General features: G+C 72.6%; 16 protein-coding genes and 1 pseudogene. 10 read left to right on the top strand and 7 right to left on the bottom strand.

Translation table 11 applies throughout. The features are described from left to right. The first annotated feature begins 240 nt into the window (after positions 1-240). Both AB8735_RS03975 and AB8735_RS03970 read left to right on the top strand, forming a co-directional pair. On the top strand, positions 241-552 hold the full coding sequence (locus AB8735_RS03975) for a hypothetical protein (RefSeq protein WP_372405398.1): 312 nt from the start codon (positions 241-243) through the stop codon (positions 550-552). A gap of 176 nt (positions 553-728) precedes the next feature. Next, a complete protein-coding gene (locus AB8735_RS03970; protein ID WP_372405397.1) occupies positions 729-3,173 on the top strand; it encodes a glycosyltransferase in 2,445 nt (814 codons plus the stop codon). 108 nt (positions 3,174-3,281) lie between these two features. Here AB8735_RS03970 and AB8735_RS03965 read toward each other — a convergent pair. After that, positions 3,282-3,917 (bottom strand): annotated as a pseudogene (locus tag AB8735_RS03965) (phosphoribosylaminoimidazolesuccinocarboxamide synthase); the annotation flags it as partial. Positions 3,918-4,447: 530 nt separating this feature from the next. Here AB8735_RS03965 and AB8735_RS03960 point away from each other — a divergent pair. Further along, positions 4,448-4,579, top strand: coding sequence for a hypothetical protein (locus AB8735_RS03960; protein WP_372405396.1), 132 nt, complete (start codon positions 4,448-4,450; stop codon positions 4,577-4,579). Positions 4,580-5,407: 828 nt separating this feature from the next. Here the strand turns inward: AB8735_RS03960 and AB8735_RS03955 are convergent. The 4 genes from AB8735_RS03955 to AB8735_RS03940 form a co-directional block, all read right to left on the bottom strand. Further along, the gene (locus AB8735_RS03955; RefSeq protein WP_372405394.1) at positions 5,408-6,775 is read right to left on the bottom strand and encodes an ATP-binding protein; all 1,368 of its coding nucleotides are present in this window, start codon (positions 6,773-6,775) and stop codon (positions 5,408-5,410) included. After that, complete coding sequence (locus tag AB8735_RS03950; protein ID WP_372405392.1) at positions 6,772-7,470, bottom strand: response regulator transcription factor; 699 nt, start codon at positions 7,468-7,470, stop codon at positions 6,772-6,774. Before AB8735_RS03950 ends, AB8735_RS03955 begins: the two co-directional genes overlap by 4 nt. A gap of 50 nt (positions 7,471-7,520) precedes the next feature. Continuing rightward, positions 7,521-9,068, bottom strand: coding sequence for an alpha/beta fold hydrolase (locus AB8735_RS03945; protein ID WP_372405390.1), 1,548 nt, complete (start codon positions 9,066-9,068; stop codon positions 7,521-7,523). Positions 9,069-9,207: 139 nt separating this feature from the next. Beyond that, positions 9,208-10,041, bottom strand: a complete 834-nt coding sequence (locus tag AB8735_RS03940) for an S-methyl-5'-thioadenosine phosphorylase (RefSeq protein WP_372405389.1) — start codon at positions 10,039-10,041, stop codon at positions 9,208-9,210. Between the two features lie 115 nt (positions 10,042-10,156). On the opposite strand from AB8735_RS03940, the gene AB8735_RS03935 reads away from it, so the two are divergent. The 3 genes from AB8735_RS03935 (at position 10,157) to AB8735_RS03925 (ending at position 12,882) form a co-directional block, all read left to right on the top strand. Then, complete coding sequence (locus AB8735_RS03935; protein WP_372405387.1) at positions 10,157-11,293, top strand: molybdopterin-dependent oxidoreductase; 1,137 nt, start codon at positions 10,157-10,159, stop codon at positions 11,291-11,293. Continuing rightward, complete coding sequence (locus AB8735_RS03930; protein ID WP_344027105.1) at positions 11,290-11,703, top strand: hypothetical protein; 414 nt, start codon at positions 11,290-11,292, stop codon at positions 11,701-11,703. Before AB8735_RS03935 ends, AB8735_RS03930 begins: the two co-directional genes overlap by 4 nt. A gap of 126 nt (positions 11,704-11,829) precedes the next feature. Continuing rightward, positions 11,830-12,882 carry an NAD-dependent epimerase/dehydratase family protein gene (locus AB8735_RS03925; protein WP_372405386.1) on the top strand — a complete coding sequence of 351 codons (1,053 nt, stop codon included), beginning with the start codon at positions 11,830-11,832 and terminating at the stop codon, positions 12,880-12,882. A gap of 76 nt (positions 12,883-12,958) precedes the next feature. On the opposite strand, the gene AB8735_RS03920 is transcribed toward AB8735_RS03925, so the two are convergent. Together AB8735_RS03920 and AB8735_RS03915 are read right to left on the bottom strand one after the other, a co-directional pair. Continuing rightward, complete coding sequence (locus AB8735_RS03920) at positions 12,959-14,071, bottom strand: sensor histidine kinase (protein ID WP_372405385.1); 1,113 nt, start codon at positions 14,069-14,071, stop codon at positions 12,959-12,961. Beyond that, entirely contained in the window at positions 14,061-14,789 is a 729-nt protein-coding gene (locus AB8735_RS03915; RefSeq protein WP_372405384.1) for a response regulator transcription factor, read from the bottom strand. The genes AB8735_RS03920 and AB8735_RS03915 overlap by 11 nt, the downstream gene beginning before the upstream one ends. Before the next feature lie 142 nt (positions 14,790-14,931). Between AB8735_RS03915 and AB8735_RS03910 the strand changes: the two genes are divergently transcribed. Genes AB8735_RS03910 through AB8735_RS03895 form a run of 4 tightly spaced genes read left to right on the top strand, consistent with a single transcriptional unit; the run spans position 14,932 to position 18,627 of the window. Then, positions 14,932-15,657 carry a glycosyltransferase family 2 protein gene (locus AB8735_RS03910; RefSeq protein ID WP_372405382.1) on the top strand — a complete coding sequence of 242 codons (726 nt, stop codon included), beginning with the start codon at positions 14,932-14,934 and terminating at the stop codon, positions 15,655-15,657. Further along, positions 15,654-16,295, top strand: coding sequence for a DUF2064 domain-containing protein (locus AB8735_RS03905; protein WP_372405381.1), 642 nt, complete (start codon positions 15,654-15,656; stop codon positions 16,293-16,295). The genes AB8735_RS03910 and AB8735_RS03905 overlap by 4 nt, the downstream gene beginning before the upstream one ends. After that, positions 16,292-17,188: a class I SAM-dependent methyltransferase gene (locus tag AB8735_RS03900; protein ID WP_372405380.1), complete on the top strand. Its 897-nt coding sequence runs from the start codon at positions 16,292-16,294 to the stop codon at positions 17,186-17,188. The genes AB8735_RS03905 and AB8735_RS03900 overlap by 4 nt, the downstream gene beginning before the upstream one ends. Continuing rightward, positions 17,185-18,627 carry a glycosyltransferase family 87 protein gene (locus AB8735_RS03895; RefSeq protein ID WP_372405378.1) on the top strand — a complete coding sequence of 481 codons (1,443 nt, stop codon included), beginning with the start codon at positions 17,185-17,187 and terminating at the stop codon, positions 18,625-18,627. Before AB8735_RS03900 ends, AB8735_RS03895 begins: the two co-directional genes overlap by 4 nt. Positions 18,628-18,715 lie beyond the last annotated feature (88 nt).

Below are 18,715 nucleotides of genomic sequence, written 5' to 3'. Positions count from 1 at the left end.
CGCAACTTCGTTCCTCCTGACCGGAACGGAGGCGGTTCACGCAGGCTGAGCTGCCCGGCGGTTCAGTCCTCGGCGCCGTCTTCGTCGTCGAGCTCGGGAGCGTCGGGGTTGCGCAGCGGGCGCAGGCCCTGGGTCGGGGTGGAGGGGTGAAGCTGTAGCGGCCCAGGACGTTGAGGTTCTTGAACTTCAGCGGGGACAGGCGGGCGACGTCCTCGACGGAAGAAAGTAGAGAGAGCGGGAATGAACCAGTACGGCCATCCGGACGGGGCGGGGCCACGGGAGGGACGTCTGATCCGGTTCGAGTGGGGCAACTACGAGCAGCCGACCACGGTCGAGCTGAAGTTCACCCCGCACACGGAACAGGTCACCTTCGTCGAGGCCACCGAGACCGGCTTCCAGGGCTCGGGAGACGACACCGTCCGCTGGGTGAACGACACCGTCGGCGGCTTCACCACCGCGCTCTGCGCGATGAAAGCCCTACTCGAACACGACATCGAACTCAACGCCGTCCCCGACCACCACCCATCGGCCGAGGGATGGGATCAGGAATGACCGCGCAGCCGTCCGATGACGCACCCTCGGGCGCCCCGCAGCCGGGCGCTCCATCAGGGGCGCGGGGCAGTGCTGCGTCATGCGGCTCCGCCGCGGGGGCGCGCGCAACCCAAGTGGACCCGCAGTCGCCCGCTGGCCTTCCCGAGCAGACGCGAAGGCGCCCCGAAGCCACGGCAGTGAGCCGACCGGCGGCGAGCCGAGCGGTCGACCTGACGGTGATCGTCCCCGCCTACGACGAAGAGGACCGCCTCGCCCCCACCCTCGAAGCGATCCGCACCCACCTCGGCAGCACGGAAGAAGCGGTCACCTGGGAGCTGATCGTCGTCGACGACGGCTCCACCGACGCCACGGCGCGGATCGCCGAGGCCGCCGCTGCCGACGAGCCGCGCGTGCGGCTCATCCGTACCCCCGACAACCGCGGCAAGGGCCACGCCGTCCGCACCGGCGTCCTCGCCTCGCGCGGTCGCCGCGTCCTGGTCACCGACGCCGACCTGGCCACCCCGATCGAGGAGCTCGCCCTCCTCGCGCGCCGTCTGGACGAGGGCGCGGCCGCCGCCGTCGGCTCCCGCGCGCTGCCCGGCTCGCGGATCGCCGTCCGCCAGCACGCCGTGCGCGAGTTCATGGGGCGCGCCGGCTCCCGGCTGATACGGGCCGCCGCCGTGCCCGGCATACGGGACACCCAGTGCGGCTTCAAGCTCTTCGACGGCGACAAGGTCCGCGCCGCGTGCGCCGAGTCCCGCCTCGACGGCTGGAGCTACGACGTCGAGCTGCTGCACTTCTTCCGCCGCCGGGACTGGGAGGTCGCGGAGGTGCCCGTGCGCTGGGCCCACCAGCCCGGCTCCAAGATCCGGCCGTCCGCCTACCCCACCGTGCTCGCCGACCTCGTCCGGCTCCGCTGGCACCACGGCGACCGCGCGCGCCTGGCGATCCCCCTGCTCTACCTCCTCGCCGCCTTCGTCCTCTACGGCGGGCTGTGGGGCGGCCTCGGCCATGCCTACCTGGCCGACTCGGGCTCCGACCAGACGCAGTGGGAGTGGTTCTTCGCCGTCACCGCCGACAACGTCGCGCACCTGCGGAACCCGCTCTTCACCCACCTGCAGAACGCCCCGCTCGGCGTGAACCTCATGGCCAACACGGTCATGCTCGGGCTCTCCGTACCGCTCGCGCCCGTGACGCTCGCCTTCGGCGCGCACGTCACCTGGGCGATCGTGCTGACCGGCGGTCTGGCCGTGACGGCCTGCTCCTGGTACTGGCTGATCGCCAAGCGCTTCGTGCGCTCCCGCTGGGCCGCCGCGCTCGGCGGTGCCTTCTGCGCCTTCGCGCCGCCGATGATCTCGCACGGCAACGCGCACCCCAACTTCCTCGTCCTGTTCATGATCCCGCTGATCATCGACCGGGCGGTGCGGCTGTGCGAGGGCGAACGGCCGACGCGGAACGCCGTCCTCCTCGGCCTCTTCCTCGCCTACCAGGTCTTCCTCGGCGAGGAGGCGCTGCTGCTGGCCGTGACCGGTCTCCTGCTCTTCGCCTTCGGCTACGCCGTCGCCGACCCGGACGCCGCGCGCGCCGTCTCCGGGCGGCTGCTGCGCGGCCTCGGTGTCGCCGCGCTCGTCGCCGCGCCCATCGTCGCCGTCCCCGTGGGCTGGCAGTTCCTCGGGCCGCAGAGCTACCACAGCGTGCTGCACGGCGAGGTCGGCAACAACCCGATGGCGCTGCTGGAGTACGCCACCCGGTCGCTGGCCGGTGACGACGCGAAGGCGGCCGCGCTGTCGGTCAACCGCACCGAGGAGAACGCCTTCTTCGGCTGGCCGCTGGTCGTCCTGTCCGTCATCGTCGTCGTCCGCATGTGGCGGCGGCCCCTGGTGCGTGCGCTCGGCTTCACCGCGCTCGCCGCCGCCGTCCTCTCGATGGGCCGCAACATCCCGCTGCTCGGTACGGACAAGACGCTTCCCGGCCCCTGGCGGATGATCGGCGACCTTCCGTTCTTCGAGTCGGTCATCGAGTCCCGCGTGGCGATGATCTGCGTGCCCGCGCTCGGCATCCTCCTCGCCCTCGCCTGCGACCGGCTCGCCACGCGCCGCCTGCGCAGCGAACGCGAGCGCTCGCACCGGCTGCTCGGCTGGGCCGCGCTCGCCGTGGCCGTGCTGCCGCTCGTGCCCACGCCGTACCGCACCGTCGAGCGCGTCCCGGTGCCCGCCTTCATCACGGACGGCACCTGGCGTGAGCACGTACGCCCCGGCCGGACGCTCGTGCCGGTGCCCGTGCCGAGCCCGGCCGATGTGGAGGCGCTGCACTGGCAGGTGCGCGCGGATCTCGGTTTCGCCTTCCCGGGCGGCTATTTCAACGGCCCCTACGGCCCCGACCGCATCGGTATCTACGGACCCGAGCCGCGTTTCATGTCCGAGCTCCTGCGCAAGGTCCACGAGACCGGCAAGCTCCCGGAGATCGGGGAGCAGCAGCGCCGCGCGTTCCGTGCGGACCTCCGCTTCTGGAAGGCCGACGCGCTCGTGCTGGACCCGGGCGTGAACGGGGCGCCGCTCCGCGAGGCGGTGACCGCCCTGTCGGGGCAGGAGCCGAAGAAGGAGGGCGGCGTCTGGGTGTGGGACGTGGCGCCCTCGCACTGATTCCGGGGCCGCGGGCCCCGAGGCGGCCGGCCGGACCGGGCCACCGGCAGTTGTCGCAGGCCGGATCCGACCCCCGCCCCGTACGGGCGCGTACGAACGGCTCGGCGGCTACGACCAGTTCAGGCCCGTCAGCCGCTCGTACGCCTCGACGTACTTCGCCCGCGTCCGCTCCACGACCTCCTGCGGCAGCTCCGGCGGCGGCAGCTCGCCGTGCCGGTCCCAGCCGGAGGCCGGGGACGTGAGCCAGTCGCGGACGAACTGCTTGTCGAAGGAGGACTGCGCGCGGCCCGGCTGCCACTCGTCGGCGGGCCAGAAGCGCGAGGAGTCCGGGGTGAGGACCTCGTCGGCGAGGACGAGGTCCCCGTCCGCGAAGCCGAACTCGAACTTCGTGTCGGCGAGGATGATGCCCCGGTCGCGGGCGATGTCCCGGGCGCGGCCGTAGACGGCGAGGGTGGTCTGGCGGAGCTGGGCGGCGGTCTCCGCGCCCACCTGCCGGGCCACCTCCTCGTAGGAGACGTTCTCGTCGTGCTCGCCGACCGCCGCCTTGGTGGCGGGGGTGAAGATCGGCGACGGCAGCTCGGAACCGTCGGTGAGCCCCTCGGGCAGGGCGAGCCCGCAGACGGTGCGGGTCTGCTCGTACTCGGTGAGGCCGGAGCCGGTCAGATAGCCGCGGGCCACGCACTCGACGGGCACCATCTCCAGCGGACGGCACGCCAGGGTGCGGCCCTCCCAGCAGCTGGCCGCACAGCACCTTGAGATCGAAAGCCTGCGTCAACAGCTGAGCGATGGATCACACCGGCAGGTCACGCACCTGCCCCGCCCTCGACGCACCGCAGCCATTTCGAGTGGGGCAACTACGAGCAGCCGACCACGGTCGAGCTGAAGTTCACCCCGCACACGGAACAGGTCACCTTCGTCGAGGCCACCGAGACCGGCTTCCAGGGCTCGGGAGACGACACCGTCCGCTGGGTGAACGACACCGTCGGCGGCTTCACCACCGCGCTCTGCGCGATGAAGGCCCTACTCGAACACGACATCGAACTCAACGCCGTCCCCGATCACCACCCAGTCTGACCACCCTCCCGATGGTCGCTTCCGATGAGGCCGCGGCGCCGCCGAACTCACGGTGCTCGCCGACCATCTCACCGCCCACGGCCTGATCCTGGAGATGCTCGCCGGGCCCCGCTACGACCGCCATCGGCGCGGCGCCACTGCTGTTCGCGTTCTTCGCCGCGATGGCGTAGACCGAGCGGGAGAACATCCGCGAATCGACGATGGAGGGCCTCGACATCGCGGCCCGCAAGGGCAAGCACGGCGGCCAGCCGCCGGTCATCACTGACGACATGCTGCACACCGTGCTGCGGCGCCGCGCGGGCGGCGAGTCCGTCGAGCAGATCCCGACCTGATGATCCCCACCGGAAAACGCAAAGGTCTCAGCCCGAGCGTCGCCAGCATCTACCGGGCCCTCGCCGAACGCGAGAAGACCCAGGCGTACCCCGAAGCCATCGAGGCGGCCCGCACCGACTTCGCCGCACTCCAGAACGCCGACCCCGCTCGGACGCCACAACGCTCAGCTCACGACCATGATCAAGTGCTTAGCGTTAATGGCTGTACCGATGTTCCCCAAGCCCGTACGCGGTCTCGAAATTGGCTGGGTTGCTGCCTAGGGTTTCTCCTCCAATGTGCCCGCAGTCGCCGAGCGCGCCGCTGGGCGCGGCCGGCCGGGGCGCAGACAGGAGGCAGGCCGCGCTGCAGAGGTGGCGCGCGCCCGCGCCGTGCGCAGGCACTTGATCGGGGTAGGAAAAAATTGGCCTCCACCAGGCTTGGGCCGTGACTGGTCCGGAACTGCTGGTCAGCCCTGGGATGGCAGTGGGACAAGACGGCGCATACGCCGTATCGCGGGCTGTCCGTAGGATGGCGTCAGGCTCCTCATGGAAACAGTCTCCGACCCGCGCTGGAGCAGTCGGACGATCTCGGCTCCCGGAGGGCGGCACGCGTATCGCCCGGATCATCCTCGAAGACGTCGAACGGCGCGCTGCGCACCCGCCCGCCGTGCTCCGTCCACGCCGGGCTCGCGCCCTTCTCGGTGAGGGGGCCGATCGCCCCGACGGTCCTGCCGTCCTTCCGGAGGAATCCGTAACCGCCGGAGTCGGGGCCCGCGGAGCGGAACCTCGGCCCGGCGAGAGCCGTGCAGGCGAGGCCGAGTGCCCCGGGCCGCGTCCCGCCTCGCCCGATCACACCGCTCTCCGCGAACGCCTCCCTCCCGTCGGGCCCTTCGGGCCTTCACGGCCGTGGGGCGGGAGGTGGAAGCCGACCTCCGCACCGCCGCCGTCCGCCGTGGTGGCGAAGACGGTTCCGGAGTCGGCCGTGATGATGTCGTGCACGATGGCCAGACCGAGGCCGGAGCCGGGTGTCGCCTGTGTGCGGGGGCCGCGGTAGAAGCGGTCGAAGACGGCGTGCCGCTCGCCCGGCGCGATGCCCGGGCCCTGATCCCGTACGGTCAGGGTGCCCCCGCCGATGTGCACGACGACCGCGGTGCCCTCGGGGCTGAACTTCACCGCGTTGCTCAGCAGGTTGTCGATGCACCGCTGGAGCGCGCGGGGCCGGGCGCGTACCGGCACCGGCGGGTTCGCGTCGTCCCCGACGACGAGGACGGTGCGGCCGGTCCGGCGGCGCAGGCGCTGCGCGCCGTCCTCCGCGGCGGCGGCCAGGTCGACGGCCTCGGGATCCTCCTGCGTGTGGCGGTCGGTGGCCAGTTCGACGAGCTCGCGCACCAGGGCGTCGAGGGCGGCGGTCTCGGTGACCAGGGTGGTGAGGATCTGCTCCTCGTCCTCCGGGGCGAGCCTGCCGCGTGCCCGCTGCAGCAGCTCGGCGCTGCCGCGCACCGAGGTGAGCGGCGTGCGCAGTTCGTGGCTCGCGTCCTGGACCAGTTGCTGCTGCTGGGCGCGGGAGCGGCGCAGCGCGGAGAGCATGTGCTCGAAGCTGTGCGTCAGTTGGCCGATCTCGTCGGAGCCGGCGGGCGGCAGCGGCGTGGCGAGGTCCTGCGTGGTGGTGATGCGCCGGGTGGTGACGGCCAGCCGGCGGACCGGCCGCAGGATCCGTCCGAGGACGAGCCAGCCGACGAGCGCCGCGAAACCGACGGCGGCCGCCGTGGTCCAGGAGATCCGCCACAGGAACTGGTGGTCGAGGCGCGCGGCGCCCTCGTAGCTCTGGCCGACCATGACCGCCCCGCCTCCGGGCAGGGGCCTGGTCAGAGTGCCGTACTCGGTGCCGGAGACGACGACGTCCGCGCGGCTCTCGCCCTTCCCCGTCCGGGCCACCCGCAGCGCGTCCGGCGGGACCGGCAGGGTGTCGCGGCCGGGCGCCGTCGGCTTCACCGTCCCCCGGGCGGACACGACTTGCTCGATCATGTCCGTCCGGGCGGGCGGGGTCAGGCCGGCGGCGAGGAAGGCGACAACGGTGTTCGTACGGTCGTCCAGGCCCCGGTCGAGCTCGTCGGCGACCAAGGTGCTCACGCCCCGGTACGACATGAAGGCGGCGAGGGACATGGCGAGCGCGGCGGCCGTGGCCACGACGGCGGTGATCTTCGTACGGAGCGTCATGCGGGCCGGATCGTGTAGCCGACGTTGCGGACGGTGTGGATCAGCCGGGGCTCGCCGCCCTGTTCGGTCTTCTGGCGCAGGTAGCCGATGTAGACGTCGAGGGAGCGGGAGGTGGTGTCGAAGTCGAAGCCCCAGATGCGCTCGTACATCTGCGACCGGCCGAGGACCACGCCCGCGTGGGACAGGAGCAGTTCGAGGACATCGAACTCGGTCTTGGTCAGGTCGAGTTGGCGACTCCCCCGGAACGCCTGCCGGGACGCGGGGTCCAGGGCCAGGTCCGCGACCGTCAGGGTCCCGCTGTCCTCCGGTGGGTCGGTGCGCCGCAGCAGCGCCCGGATGCGGGCGAAGAGTTCCTCCGTCGCGAATGGTTTGGCCAGGTAGTCGTCGGCACCCGCGTCGAGCCCCGCGACCCGGTCGCCGATCTCGTGCCGGGCCGTCAGGACCAGGACGGGCAGCCGGTCGCCGCGCCTGCGCAGCATCCGGCACAGGCCGAGGCCGTCCAGGCCCGGCATGACCACGTCCACCACCGCCATGTCGGGCCGCTCCCGTTCCAGGAGGCCGAGGGCCTCCAGGCCGTCGCAGGCCATCAGCACCCGGTAGCCCTCGAAGCGCAGCAGCTGGTCCAGGGTGCTGCGCACTCCCGGGTCGTCCTCGACGACCAGCACCGTCCGGCGGCTCTCTGTTCCATCGATCATGTGATCATCTTTGTCGGCGGTGGAGGCGGTCATGGCACCGGCCCGGGCCGTCAGCCGCGGACCAGGGCGACGGTGATCGGCGGGAGGGCGCGCAGGCAGGAGGTGTCACCCAGCTCGCCGGTGCGGAGGAAGCGGGAGGAGATGCCGGTGACGCAGCGGCTCTGCTCCAGCTCGGGCACGTGCCCCATGTTGCGGACCGTGAGGAACCGGCTGCCGCGGAACTGCCGGGCGGCCTTCCTGCCGCTCGCGACGGGCGTGTTGGCGTCGAGGTCCCCGGAGAGCACCAGGACCGGGACGTCCGGCAGTTCGACCTTCGTGGGCTGCGGGTCGGGGGTGTTCTCCCGCGGCCAGCCGATGCACACGTCGCCGGCGTCCGTGGTGCCCTCGGTGAAGCCCTTGGCGCTGAACGCCCCGTACGCGCCGGGGCGTACGGAGGCCAGCGCGGCGTTGTACTGGCGCCACCGCTCGGACAGCGGCGCGTCCTTCGGCCAGGCCTTGCGGTAGTCGTTGCAGGTGACCGCGATGTACGGCGCCTGGTCCACCGTGCTGCCCGTCCTCCCCTCCTCCTGGACCAGCTTCCGCAGCGGCGCGGCGTCGCCCTTCACGAAGCGGTCGAGGGCGCGGGGCAGTTGCCCCAGCAGCGAGGGCTTGTCCGGTTCGAGGCCGACCTGGCTGCTGGCCGCCTCGAAGAGCAGGTTGGCGAGCTTGTCCTCGGTGAACCGCTTCTGGTGGACGCCGTGTCCGGTGGTGACCGGCACCGTCATGGGCTCGGTCCGCAGCCGCGCGGCCGTCGTGGCCAGGTCCTTCACGGTCCGTTCGCCGTCACAGGCGACGGGGACGCTGCGCTCGCACACGCGCTTCAGGGACGACGAGACCGCCTGGGCGCTGGGCCGCGCCAGCGGGTCGAGGGCGAGGGGGTAGGCGCCGGACAGCACGATGGAGCGCACGCGCTCGGGGTGGCGCGCGGCGTACACCGGCATCAGATACGTGCCGTAGGACAGTCCGTACAGGCTGAGCTGCGGCACTCCGAGGCGGGCGCGGATCGCGTCGATGTCGTCGGCGGTGGCCGCCGAGGTGTAACCGGCGACCTTGGGTCCGAGGTTCCTGGCGCACCGTTCGACCGCGGCACGCTGCTGGGCCCGCGTGCCGAAGCGGTACTCGGCGTCGGTGACCCCGCACGGGATCGGCTGCGACGTCCCGGTGCCGCGCGGGTCGACGAGCAGGAGATCGTGGTCCTTCAGCAGGCTCTCCAGGCCCCAGGCGAACGCCTCGGCCTTGTCGACCGCGGTCTCGCCCGGGCCGCCCGGGTTGACGGCGACGGTGCCCTCGGCGGGGCCGGGGGCGCTGTGGCGTACGACCGCGTAACTCACCTTGACCGTGCCGGACTTCGGCTTCCCCGCGACGAGCGGGCGGTCCAGCCGGCCGCAGTCGACCCGGTGCCCGCTCACCGTCGGGCACCAGGCGGGCGCCGCCGTGGCCTCGGGGCGGTTCATGGGCGCGGCGGCGGTGGCGGTCGCCGCCGGCAGTGCCGAGACCATCACCGCCGTTATGCCGACCGCCACGCCCGCGCGCCGAGCCGTGCTGCTCTTGTACGTCATTGCCCTCTCCTCCGCCCCGGGTTCCCCGGACTTCCCGGATCCCCCGTGTTCCTCGGGTGCGGGCACCACGTTGCCGTGCGTACTTCGCAGGCACGGCAGAGCGATGGCAAAGGCGTGTAAGAACCGGTGTTGCGTGCGGTCAGGGCAGTTCGAAGCCCGGGGCCATTCCGCCGAGCGGGTTCACGCACAGGCAATCCCGTCCCTCGGTGGTGGGCAGCGCGGCCACCGCGTCGAACAGCACGCCCCGCAACCGGTCCACGTTCGCCGCGAAGACCTTCAGCACTTCGTCGTGCGAGACGCCCTCCCCGGTCACCGACCCCGCGTCGAGGTCCGTGACCAGGGCCAACGATGTGTAGCACAACTCCAGTTCACGGGCGAGCGCGGCTTCGGGATGACCGGTCATGCCCACCACGGACCAGCCCTGCGCCCGGTGCCACAAGGATTCCGCACGGGTGGAGAACCGTGGCCCCTCGACGACGACCAGGGCGCCGCCGTCCACCGGCATCCAGTCCCGTCCGCACGCGGCCTCGAGCGCGACCGCCCGTCCGACGGGGCAGTAAGGGTCGGCCAGTGACACGTGCACCACGTTCGGCACGGTGCCGTCCGCGAGCGGCAGCCCGTCGAAGTACGTCTGCACCCGGGACTTTGTGCGGTCCACCAGCTGGTCGGGGATCAGCAGTGTGCCCGGCCCGTACTCCGGGCGCAGTCCGCCCACCGCGCACGGGCCGAGCACCTGACGTACGCCGACGGAGCGCAGCGCCCATAGGTTGGCGCGGTAGTTGATGCGGTGCGGGGGCAGATGGTGGCCGCGGCCGTGGCGGGGGAGGAAGGCGACCTGCCGGCCGGCGATCGCGCCGAGGAAGAGGGAGTCGCTGGGTGCTCCGTAAGGGGTGTCGACCTGGACCTCGGTCACCTCGTCGAGGAAGGAGGAGAAGCCGGACCCGCCGATGACACCGATCTCCGCGTTCGTCATGCCCGGCACGCTAGCCGCGCAAGCACAGCTCGGGATCGCGGCATCGGGAGACGTTCCTGTTCCGTAAGGCGGTCGGACGTTCCATGGCGGTCTTCCTCCGGGTGGGATGGAAGGCATGAGATCGCGCTTCTTCCCGCCCGTGTTCAAGGGCCGGCTGCATGACGCCCGTACGGCGACCTCGATCGGGCGGTGGCTCGGCCTGGCGTTCGCGGTGTGCTTCTGCACCGGTTTGATCAGCCACTTGATGCAGCACCCGCCGGGATGGCTCGCGAGCGAGCTGCCCAGCCGTCCGGTGTGGGGCTACCGGTTCACGCAAGGGCTCCACGTCGCGTCCGGTATCGCCGCGATCCCGTTGCTGTTCGCCAAGTTGTGGACGGTGTATCCCCGCCTGTTCGCGTGGCCCCCGGTGCGCTCGGTGCGGCATGCCCTGGAACGGGTGTCGGTGGCCGTCCTTGTCGCGGCCGCCCTCTTCGAGTCGGCGACCGGCCTGCTGAACACCGCCCTGTGGTACCCGTGGCCCTTCTCCTTCGTGGAGGCGCACTACGCCGTGGCCTGGCTGCTGGCAGGATCGCTGGTGTTGCACATCGCGGTCAAGGCGCCCGAGATCGCGGCACATTGGAGCCGTCGCTCGGCGGGCACGCTGTCCCTGCCCGCCGAGGACGCCCCGGACCGGCGCTCCCTGCTCGCCGCGGTGGCAGCGGCGGTCGGCGTCGTCACCGTGACCACGGTGGGGCAGTCCTTCACCCCGCTGAAGGACCTGGCCCTCCTCGCACCCCGCCACCCCGACCATGGTCCCGAGGGCCTGCCGGTCAACCGGACCGCCGCCGCGGCCGGGGTCGGCCCGGTCCACGCCGAGCGCTACCGCCTGACCGTCGCCGGACCGCGGTCCTGCACGCTGACGTTGGACGAACTGCGCGCACTGCCCCAGCACGAGGTCGAGCTGCCGATCGCCTGCGTGGAGGGCTGGAGCAAGTCGGCGCACTGGACGGGGGTGCGCGTCGTGGACCTGCTGGAGCGGGCGGGAGCCCCGGTCCATGCGCGGGTACGGGTGGTGTCGTTGCAGACCCGGGGAGGTTACCGGGTCTCCGAGATGGGTCACGAGCACGCCCGGGACCCGCTGACCCTGCTCGCTCTGCGGCTGAACGGTGAGGAACTGTCGCCCGACCACGGTTACCCGGTGCGTCTGATCGCTCCGAACCGTCCGGGCGTACTGCAGACCAAGTGGGTCGGCCGGCTGGAGGTGTTGTCATGAGCGTCAAGGTGCTGCGGCTGCTGGCCGGTGCCGCCGGGCTGGCGCTGATGGGTGTCGGCGCGTCCTTGTTGCTGGACAGGCAGCAGGACCTGGTGGGTGTGCTGGAGTGGCTCGGCGGGGCGGTGGCGTTGCACGACGCGTTGATCGCGCCGCTGGTGCTGCTCGTCGGGCCGGCGCTGGTCCGTGGCCAGGCGCGGGGGCCCGTCCGCGGGGCGCTGCTCGTCGGGGGTGCCCTCACCCTGGTGGCGCTGCCGGTGCTGCTGCGACCGGGGCCCCGCCCCAACTCGACGGTGCTGCCGCTCGACTACCCGCACAACTGGCTGCTGACCCTGGTGGCCGTGGCCACGTTCACGGCCCTGCTGGTGGTGGCGAAGACGGTCCGTCGCAGCCGACGGCGTCCACCTTCGTAGCGACGGCGTCCAACGGGTGTCCTGCGCACCGCCGGCACGGGATCCGCCGGTCCGGAAGGCTTACGAACCCCTGACGGATTTCCCCGCCGGCATCCGCAGGCGTGCGATCGGGCTTAGCGTCGGAGCATGTTGATCCTGGTCACCGGAGGTGCGGGCTTCATCGGCTCGCACATCGTCAGCGCTTTCACCAGTACCGGGCACGAAGTACGGGTGCTCGACGCGCTCCTGCCCGCCGTCCACCGTACGCCGCCGCCCGTCCCCGACGGCGTCGACTGGCGCCATGCGGATGTGCGCGACAGGGGAGCGGTGGCGGACGCTCTGCGGGGCGTGGACGCCGTCTGCCATCAGGCGGCGATGGTCGGTCTCGGCAAGGACTTCGCGGACGCGCCCGACTACGTCGGCTGCAACGACCTCGGCACGGCCGTGCTGCTGGCGGGCATGGCCGCGGCCGGGGTACACCGGCTCGTGCTGGCGAGTTCCATGGTGGTCTACGGCGAGGGCCGCTACGAGTGTGCCCGGCACGGCGTCGTACGGCCGGGGCCGCGGAGGACCGTCGATCTGGAGGCGGGCCGTTTCGAACCACCGTGTCCGCACTGTGGCGAGCCCCTGGCCGCCGGGCCGGTGGGGGAGGAGGCGCCGGCCGATCCGCGCAACGTCTACGCGGCCACCAAGCTCGCGCAGGAGCACCTGGCCGCGTCGTGGGCGCGGGCGACCGGTGGCCGGGCGGCGGCGCTCCGGTACCACAACGTGTACGGGCCGGGCATGCCGCGGGACACCCCGTACGCGGGAGTCGCCTCCTTGTTCCGGTCCGCGCTCGCGCGCGGTGAGGCGCCTCAGGTGTTCGAGGACGGCGGTCAGCGCCGGGACTTCGTGCATGTGCGGGACGTCGCGGGGGCCAACCTCACGGCCATGGACGGGCTGTCCGCTCTGCCGGAGGGTGTCCTGCGGGCGTACAACGTCGGCAGCGGCGAGCCGCACACGGTGGGGGAGATGGCCTCCGCGCTGGCCGCGGCACACGGCGGTGACGCACCCGTCGTCACCGGGGAGTACCGGCTCGGCGACGTCCGTCACATCACCGCTTCCTCGCGCAGGCTGTGCGACGAGCTGGGCTGGAAGCCGGTGGTGGGTTTCGCCGAGGGAATGGCGGAGTTCGCGAAGGCTGCGCTGCGGGCCGGTTGAGCCTTGCCCGGTGACAACTCGGGGGCTGTCCTTCGCACTTCACAGGGGCAGCCCTTCTCGGAAGGGGAAAGCGGGCTCAGGCGGCTGTCGGCAGGCGGACCTCGAAGCGGCAGCCGCCGGGCACGTTGTGGACGGCGGCCCGGCCGCTGTGGGCCTCGACGATGCCCCGCACGATGGCCAGGCCCAGGCCCGCACCGGCGGGCGGGGTGCGGGCGTCGGTGCCGCGCCAGCCGGTGTCGAAGACGCGGGGCAGGTCCTCGGCCGGGATGCCGCCACAGCCGTCGGTCACCGAGACGACGACGCTGCCGCCCTCCTCCCGGGCGGAGACGGCGACCGTTCCGTCGGTGGGCGTGCGATGAATGGCGTTGACGAGGAGGTTGGCCAGGACGCGGGACATCTCGCGGCCGTCGACCTCGATCGGCACCGGCTCGACTCCGTCGCCGATGAGCCGTACGCCGTGTTCCCTGGCGAGAGCGCCGACGCCCGCGATCGCGTCGCCGACGAGGTCGTAGACCGACATACGGGCCGTTTTCAGGGCGAGCACGCCGGCCTGGATGCGGGAGAGTTCGAACAGGTCGCTGACCATCCCGCCGAGCCGCTCGACCTCTGTGCGGATCCGGGCGTGGTAGACGCCCGGGTCGTCGACCATGCCGTCCTCCAGCGCCTCGGTCATCGCCTGCAGCCCGGCGAGCGGGGTGCGCAGGTCGTGGGAGATCCAGGCGACAAGCTCCCGACGGGACTCCTCCAGGGCCCGCTCGCGCTCCCTGGAGGCGGCCAGCTTCGCGCTGGTCGCGTCCAGCTCGCGGACCAGTTGGGCGAGTTCGGCCGTCGGGGCGGTGCTGGGCGGGGTGAAGCGGCCCTCGTCGCCGAGGGCGCGGGCGGCCTCGGCGAGGGCCCGGCTGCCCTTGACGACACTGCGGCCCAGGACGAGCGCCACCGCGAGGGAGGCGATCGCGGCGATGGAGCACACCATGGTGACGACCCACAGGTCGTGATCCGACAGCAGCATCGCCCATGACACGAGCATCGTCCCGGCGAGCATCGCGGCCACGGCGACGGCGGCGACCACGGCCAGTGACAGCGCGACCGAGCGGTTGTGCAGCAGCCTCAGGGCGGCCACACCGAACAGTCCGGCGGCGCCCGCGCCGATCGTCGCGTACAGGGCGATCAGGGAGGTGTCACGCAGCATCGTCCGCCCCGTTCGCCGCAGGTGGGTCGAAGCGGTAGCCGACGCCCCACACGGTGCTGATCAGCCGGGGATGGGCCGGGTCGTCCTCGATCTTCTCGCGCAGCCGGCGTACATGGACGGTGACGGTGGACAGGTCGCCGAACTCCCAGCCCCACACACGACGCATCAGTTCCTCCCGGCTGGTGGCCCGCCCGGGATTGCGCAGGAAGAACTCCAGCAGATCGAATTCCCTGATGGTCAGGGCGAGTTCCCGACCGCAGCGGGTGGCCCGGCGAGCCGCGGGGTCCAGAGTGAGCGGTCCGGCCCGTAGCCCCGTCAGGCGTGGTACGGACGGTGCGCCCTGCGCCGTCGCCGGCGCCCCCGCGCGGCGCAGCACCGACTCCACCCGCAGGACCAGCTCCCTCGGGCTGAAAGGCTTGGTGACATAGTCGTCCGCCCCGACCTCCAGGCCGAGGATGCGGTCCTCCTCGTCACCCCGGGCCGTCAGCATGATCACGGGCAGCGGACCGGTCTCGCGGATACGGCGGCAGACCTCCAGCCCGTCCATGCCGGGCAGCATCAGGTCCAGCACCACCAGTTCCGGCGGCTGCGCGGTAGCTCTGGCCACGGCGGAGGGACCGTCGGCGGCCACATCGACGTCGAAGCCCGCCCGGGTCAGGTATCCGGCGACGACCTCGGAGACGGTCGGGTCGTCGTCCACGACGAGTACGCGTTTCACGGTATCGAGTCTCACACCGTCCCCCGGCCGTCAGGGGGAGTAGTGGCGAACGTCAGGGATTCGTAAGGACTGCCGCCGACGTCAGAGATCCGTAAGGACCTCAAGTCCCTTACGTACCCTTTGCGTTCGTAGGGTGAGTGGGGTGATCCCGACTTCCCCCTCTTCTCCCGCCCGGGTCGATGTGGTGCTGCCCTGTCTGGACGAGGCCGAGGCCCTGCCGTGGGTGCTCGACCGGATCCCGCCCGGCGGCCGCGCCATCGTGGTCGACAACGGCTCCACCGACGGCTCGGCGGACATCGCCCGCGCACTCGGCGCCCACGTGGTGACCGAGCCGGTGCGCGGATTCGGCGCCGCCTGCCACGCCGGCCTGATGGCGGCCACCGCCGATGTCGTCTGCTTCTGCGACTGCGACGCCTCCCTCGATCCCGCCCTGCTGCCGGACGTCGCCGCACCCGTGCTGGGCGGCACCGCCGACCTGGTGCTGGGCCGGCGGCGCCCCACGTCCCCCAGGGCGTGGCCCGTGCACGCCCGCCTGGCCAACCTGGAGCTGGCCCGGCTCGTCCGCAGGCGCACCGGAGTGCGCCTGCACGACCTCGGCCCGATGCGGGCCGTCCGCCGCGAAGCCCTGCTGGCCCTCGGCCTGACCGACCGGCGCTCCGGCTACCCGCTGCAGATGGTGGTGCGCGGCGCCGACGCCGGCTGGCGGGTGCGCGAGACGGAGGTGCCCTATCACCCGCGCACCGGCCGCTCCAAGGTCACCGGCACCTGGCGGGGCACCTGGCAGGCGGTGCACGACATGCGTGCCGTGCTCGCCGAGATGCCCACTGCCACGACCGCTGTCGCCGGCGTGCGGGAAGGCGGACGATGAACGCCCTGCCTCCGGTGACCCTGCTGGTGATCGCCAAGGAACCCGTGCCCGGCCGCGTCAAGACCCGGCTCACCCCGCCCTGCACCCCTCAGGAAGCGGCCGCCCTGGCCGAGGCCGCCCTCACCGACACGCTCCGCACCCTGCTGCAAGCCCCCGCACGCCGTCGCGTGCTCGCTCTCGACGGCGCCTCCGGCCCCTGGCTGCCGCCCGGCTACGACGTCGTACCCCAGAGCCCCGGCGATTTGGACGAGCGGATCGTCGCCGCCTTCGCCCACTGCGACGGTCCGACGCTTCTGGTCGGCATGGACACCCCGCAACTGGCCGCCGACATGATCGCCGGATTCGGCCGGGACGGCCGCGACGCCTGGTTCGGTCCGGCCGCGGACGGCGGCTTCTGGGCGCTCGGCCTCGCCGATCCCGCCCGGGCCGGTGCCCTGGTCCGCGGGGTGCCCATGTCCACGGACCGTACGGGCGCGATCCAGCGCATCCGCCTGGCCGAGGCAGGGCTGACCGTCACCGACCTGCCGGTACTGCGTGATGTGGACACCGCGGCCGATGCCGCCGCGGTCGCCGCCTGCTGCGCACGGGGCTCCTGCTTCGCCGCCGTCCTCAACTCGATGGCAGAGGTGGTCCGATGAGCGGGACGGCGGTCGGCGTCGACTCCGCCGTGGCCGAGCGGCCGGAACCGGCCGTGGCGGAGCCCCGGGCGGAGGACCCGGCGGTGGTCAGGGCCGGGAAGCGCATGCCGACGCTCCCCGGCCGCCCCGCCGGGCCCGCGGAACCGGGCGCTCCGTGGGTCGGCGATCCCTATGCCCACGCTCTGCGCACCGGGCGCGGCCCGCTGTTCCTGCGCCGCCTGTCGCACCCCGACCGCCCCGACCGCCCCGACGACTTCGGCGGCTTCGGCGGCTTCGACGAGGAGCACATGCTGCCGCTGGACATGGAGCGCTGGTGTGCGCCTCCCGACGCGGCGGACATGAGCGTGCTGCACCGATGTACGGGCCCCGTCCTGGACGTGGGATGCGGACCGGGACGCATGGTGGCCGCACTGGCCGCCCGCGGCGTACCGGCGCTGGGTGTGGACCTCAGCCGGGACGCCGTGAAGCGGACCCGGCGCAGTGGTGGCGCCGCCGTCCGGCGGTCGGCCTTCGACCGCCTCCCGGGCGAAGGCCGCTGGGGCACCGTGCTGCTGATGGACGGCAACATCGGCATCGGCGGCGATCCCGCCGCCCTGCTCCGCCGCATGCGCGAACTCGTCGCCCCCGGCGGGCGCCTGCTGGCCGAGGCCGCCCCGCAGGACGTGGACCAACGTCTCACCGTGCATGTCGAGGACACCCACGGCCATCACGGGCGGCCCTTCCCCTGGGCCAGACTCGGCACCACCGCGCTCCTGAACGCCGCGGACTCCGCCGGCTGGATCCTGACCGGCAGGTGGACGGCCGAGGGGCGCCCGTTCGCGGAACTACGCCGCAGGCGCGCGCATCACCCCGATGCACAGCCCCCGATCACCGAAAGGTCCCATCACTCATGACCGACAGCGCCCCCACGCGCCGGTCGGCTCCCCGGCCCGCCGAGCCGTTGCCCGACCACCCCGCGGAGCCGGTGGACCGCCGCGCCGGCCGTGCGCGGACCACCCTGGTCGTGGCGGTGCTCGTCGCACTCAGCGCCGCTGTCATCGGCACCCTCCACGCCGGCGACAACCGGAGCGCCCCGGGCCGTCTGCTCGTGGGATACGCCATCGCCTGGGCACTGTTCGCCGCCGGGGTCCGGGCCGTACGCAAGGTCCCCGCGCGCACCGCGACCTTCCTGGTGCTCGCGGGCTCGGCCGCCGTCGTGCTTTCCGGCCTGGCGGCACCGCCCCGCACCAGCGACGACATGTACCGCTACGCCTGGGACGGCCGTGTGCAGGCGGCTGGTGTCTCCCCCTACGCCCACCCGCCGGCCGCCCCCCAGCTCGCCCGTCTTCGGGACGAGTGGCTCTTTCCCGCCGACGGAGCCTGCGACGGCTGGGGACTGAGGCGCACCGACAGCGGCGCGTGCGTCCGCATCAACCGGCCCGCCGTGCCGACGATCTACCCGCCCGTCGCGGAGGGCTGGTTCTTCGTCGTCCACACCCTCTCGCCACCCGGTGCTCGTCACAAGCCGCTCCAAGTGGGCGGCGCTGTCCTGGCGTTCGCCACCACCGTCGCCCTGCTCGCCGTCCTGCGGCGACGCGGCGACCCCCAACGGGCCCCTGCCCGGGCTGCGGTGTGGGGCTGGTGCCCGGCCGTCCCCTTCGAAGCCGTCAACAACGCACACATCGACACCCTCGGCGTCCTGCTCACCGTGCTGGCACTGGGCACCGTCAGCGCCGGGACGCGTCGCGGCGCCCTGCTCGGCGCGGCCATCGCGGTCAAACTGCTGCCCGTACTGGCGCTGCCCGGCGCTCTGTCCGGACAGCGCGGCGCGCGACGCATCGGGAGCGTGGCGGCAGCCGCCCTCGGCGCGGTCGCGCTCGCCTACCTGCCCTACGTCCTGGCCTCCGGAACCGGTGTCCTCGGTTATCTCCCCGGCTATCTGAACGAAGAGGGCTACGAACCCGGCAACGTACGCCGCTTCGCCTTGCTACGGCTGATCCTGCCGGACTCGGCCGCCGGAATCGCCGCTGTCGTCCTGCTCGCCCTGACGGCCCTGTTCGTATGGTGGCGCGGCGACCCGACACGCCCCTGGAGCGGTGCCCTCCTTGTGACCGGCACGGCTCTGCTGCTGTCCTCGCCCAGCTACTTCTGGTACTCCCTGCTCGTCATCGCCCTCGCAGCTCTGGACGGCCGCTGGGAGTGGCTCGCCGTCACCGTGGCCGGCACGGTCCTCTACCTCGCCGGGCGACTGTTGCCCGGATTCCCTTTGCAGGCATGGGCCTATGGCGTTGCCGCTCTCACTGTCGCACTGGGCGCCTGTTTGAGATACATGAAGCCACGAAGTCCCTGCTGACCGGCCGGGTCCGGCAGCAGCCTCCGCCTCGCCCTTGAGACCGCCGACCGCGCCGACCGCCTCATCGAGCACTCCACGCAGGAGCGGG

Origin of the sequence: Streptomyces luteireticuli (assembly GCF_041519305.1) — a bacterium.
GTDB lineage: Bacteria > Actinomycetota > Actinomycetes > Streptomycetales > Streptomycetaceae > Streptomyces > Streptomyces luteireticuli.
Note: the sequence above shows the minus strand (reverse complement) of the source record. Positions and strands in the feature narration are given on the sequence as shown.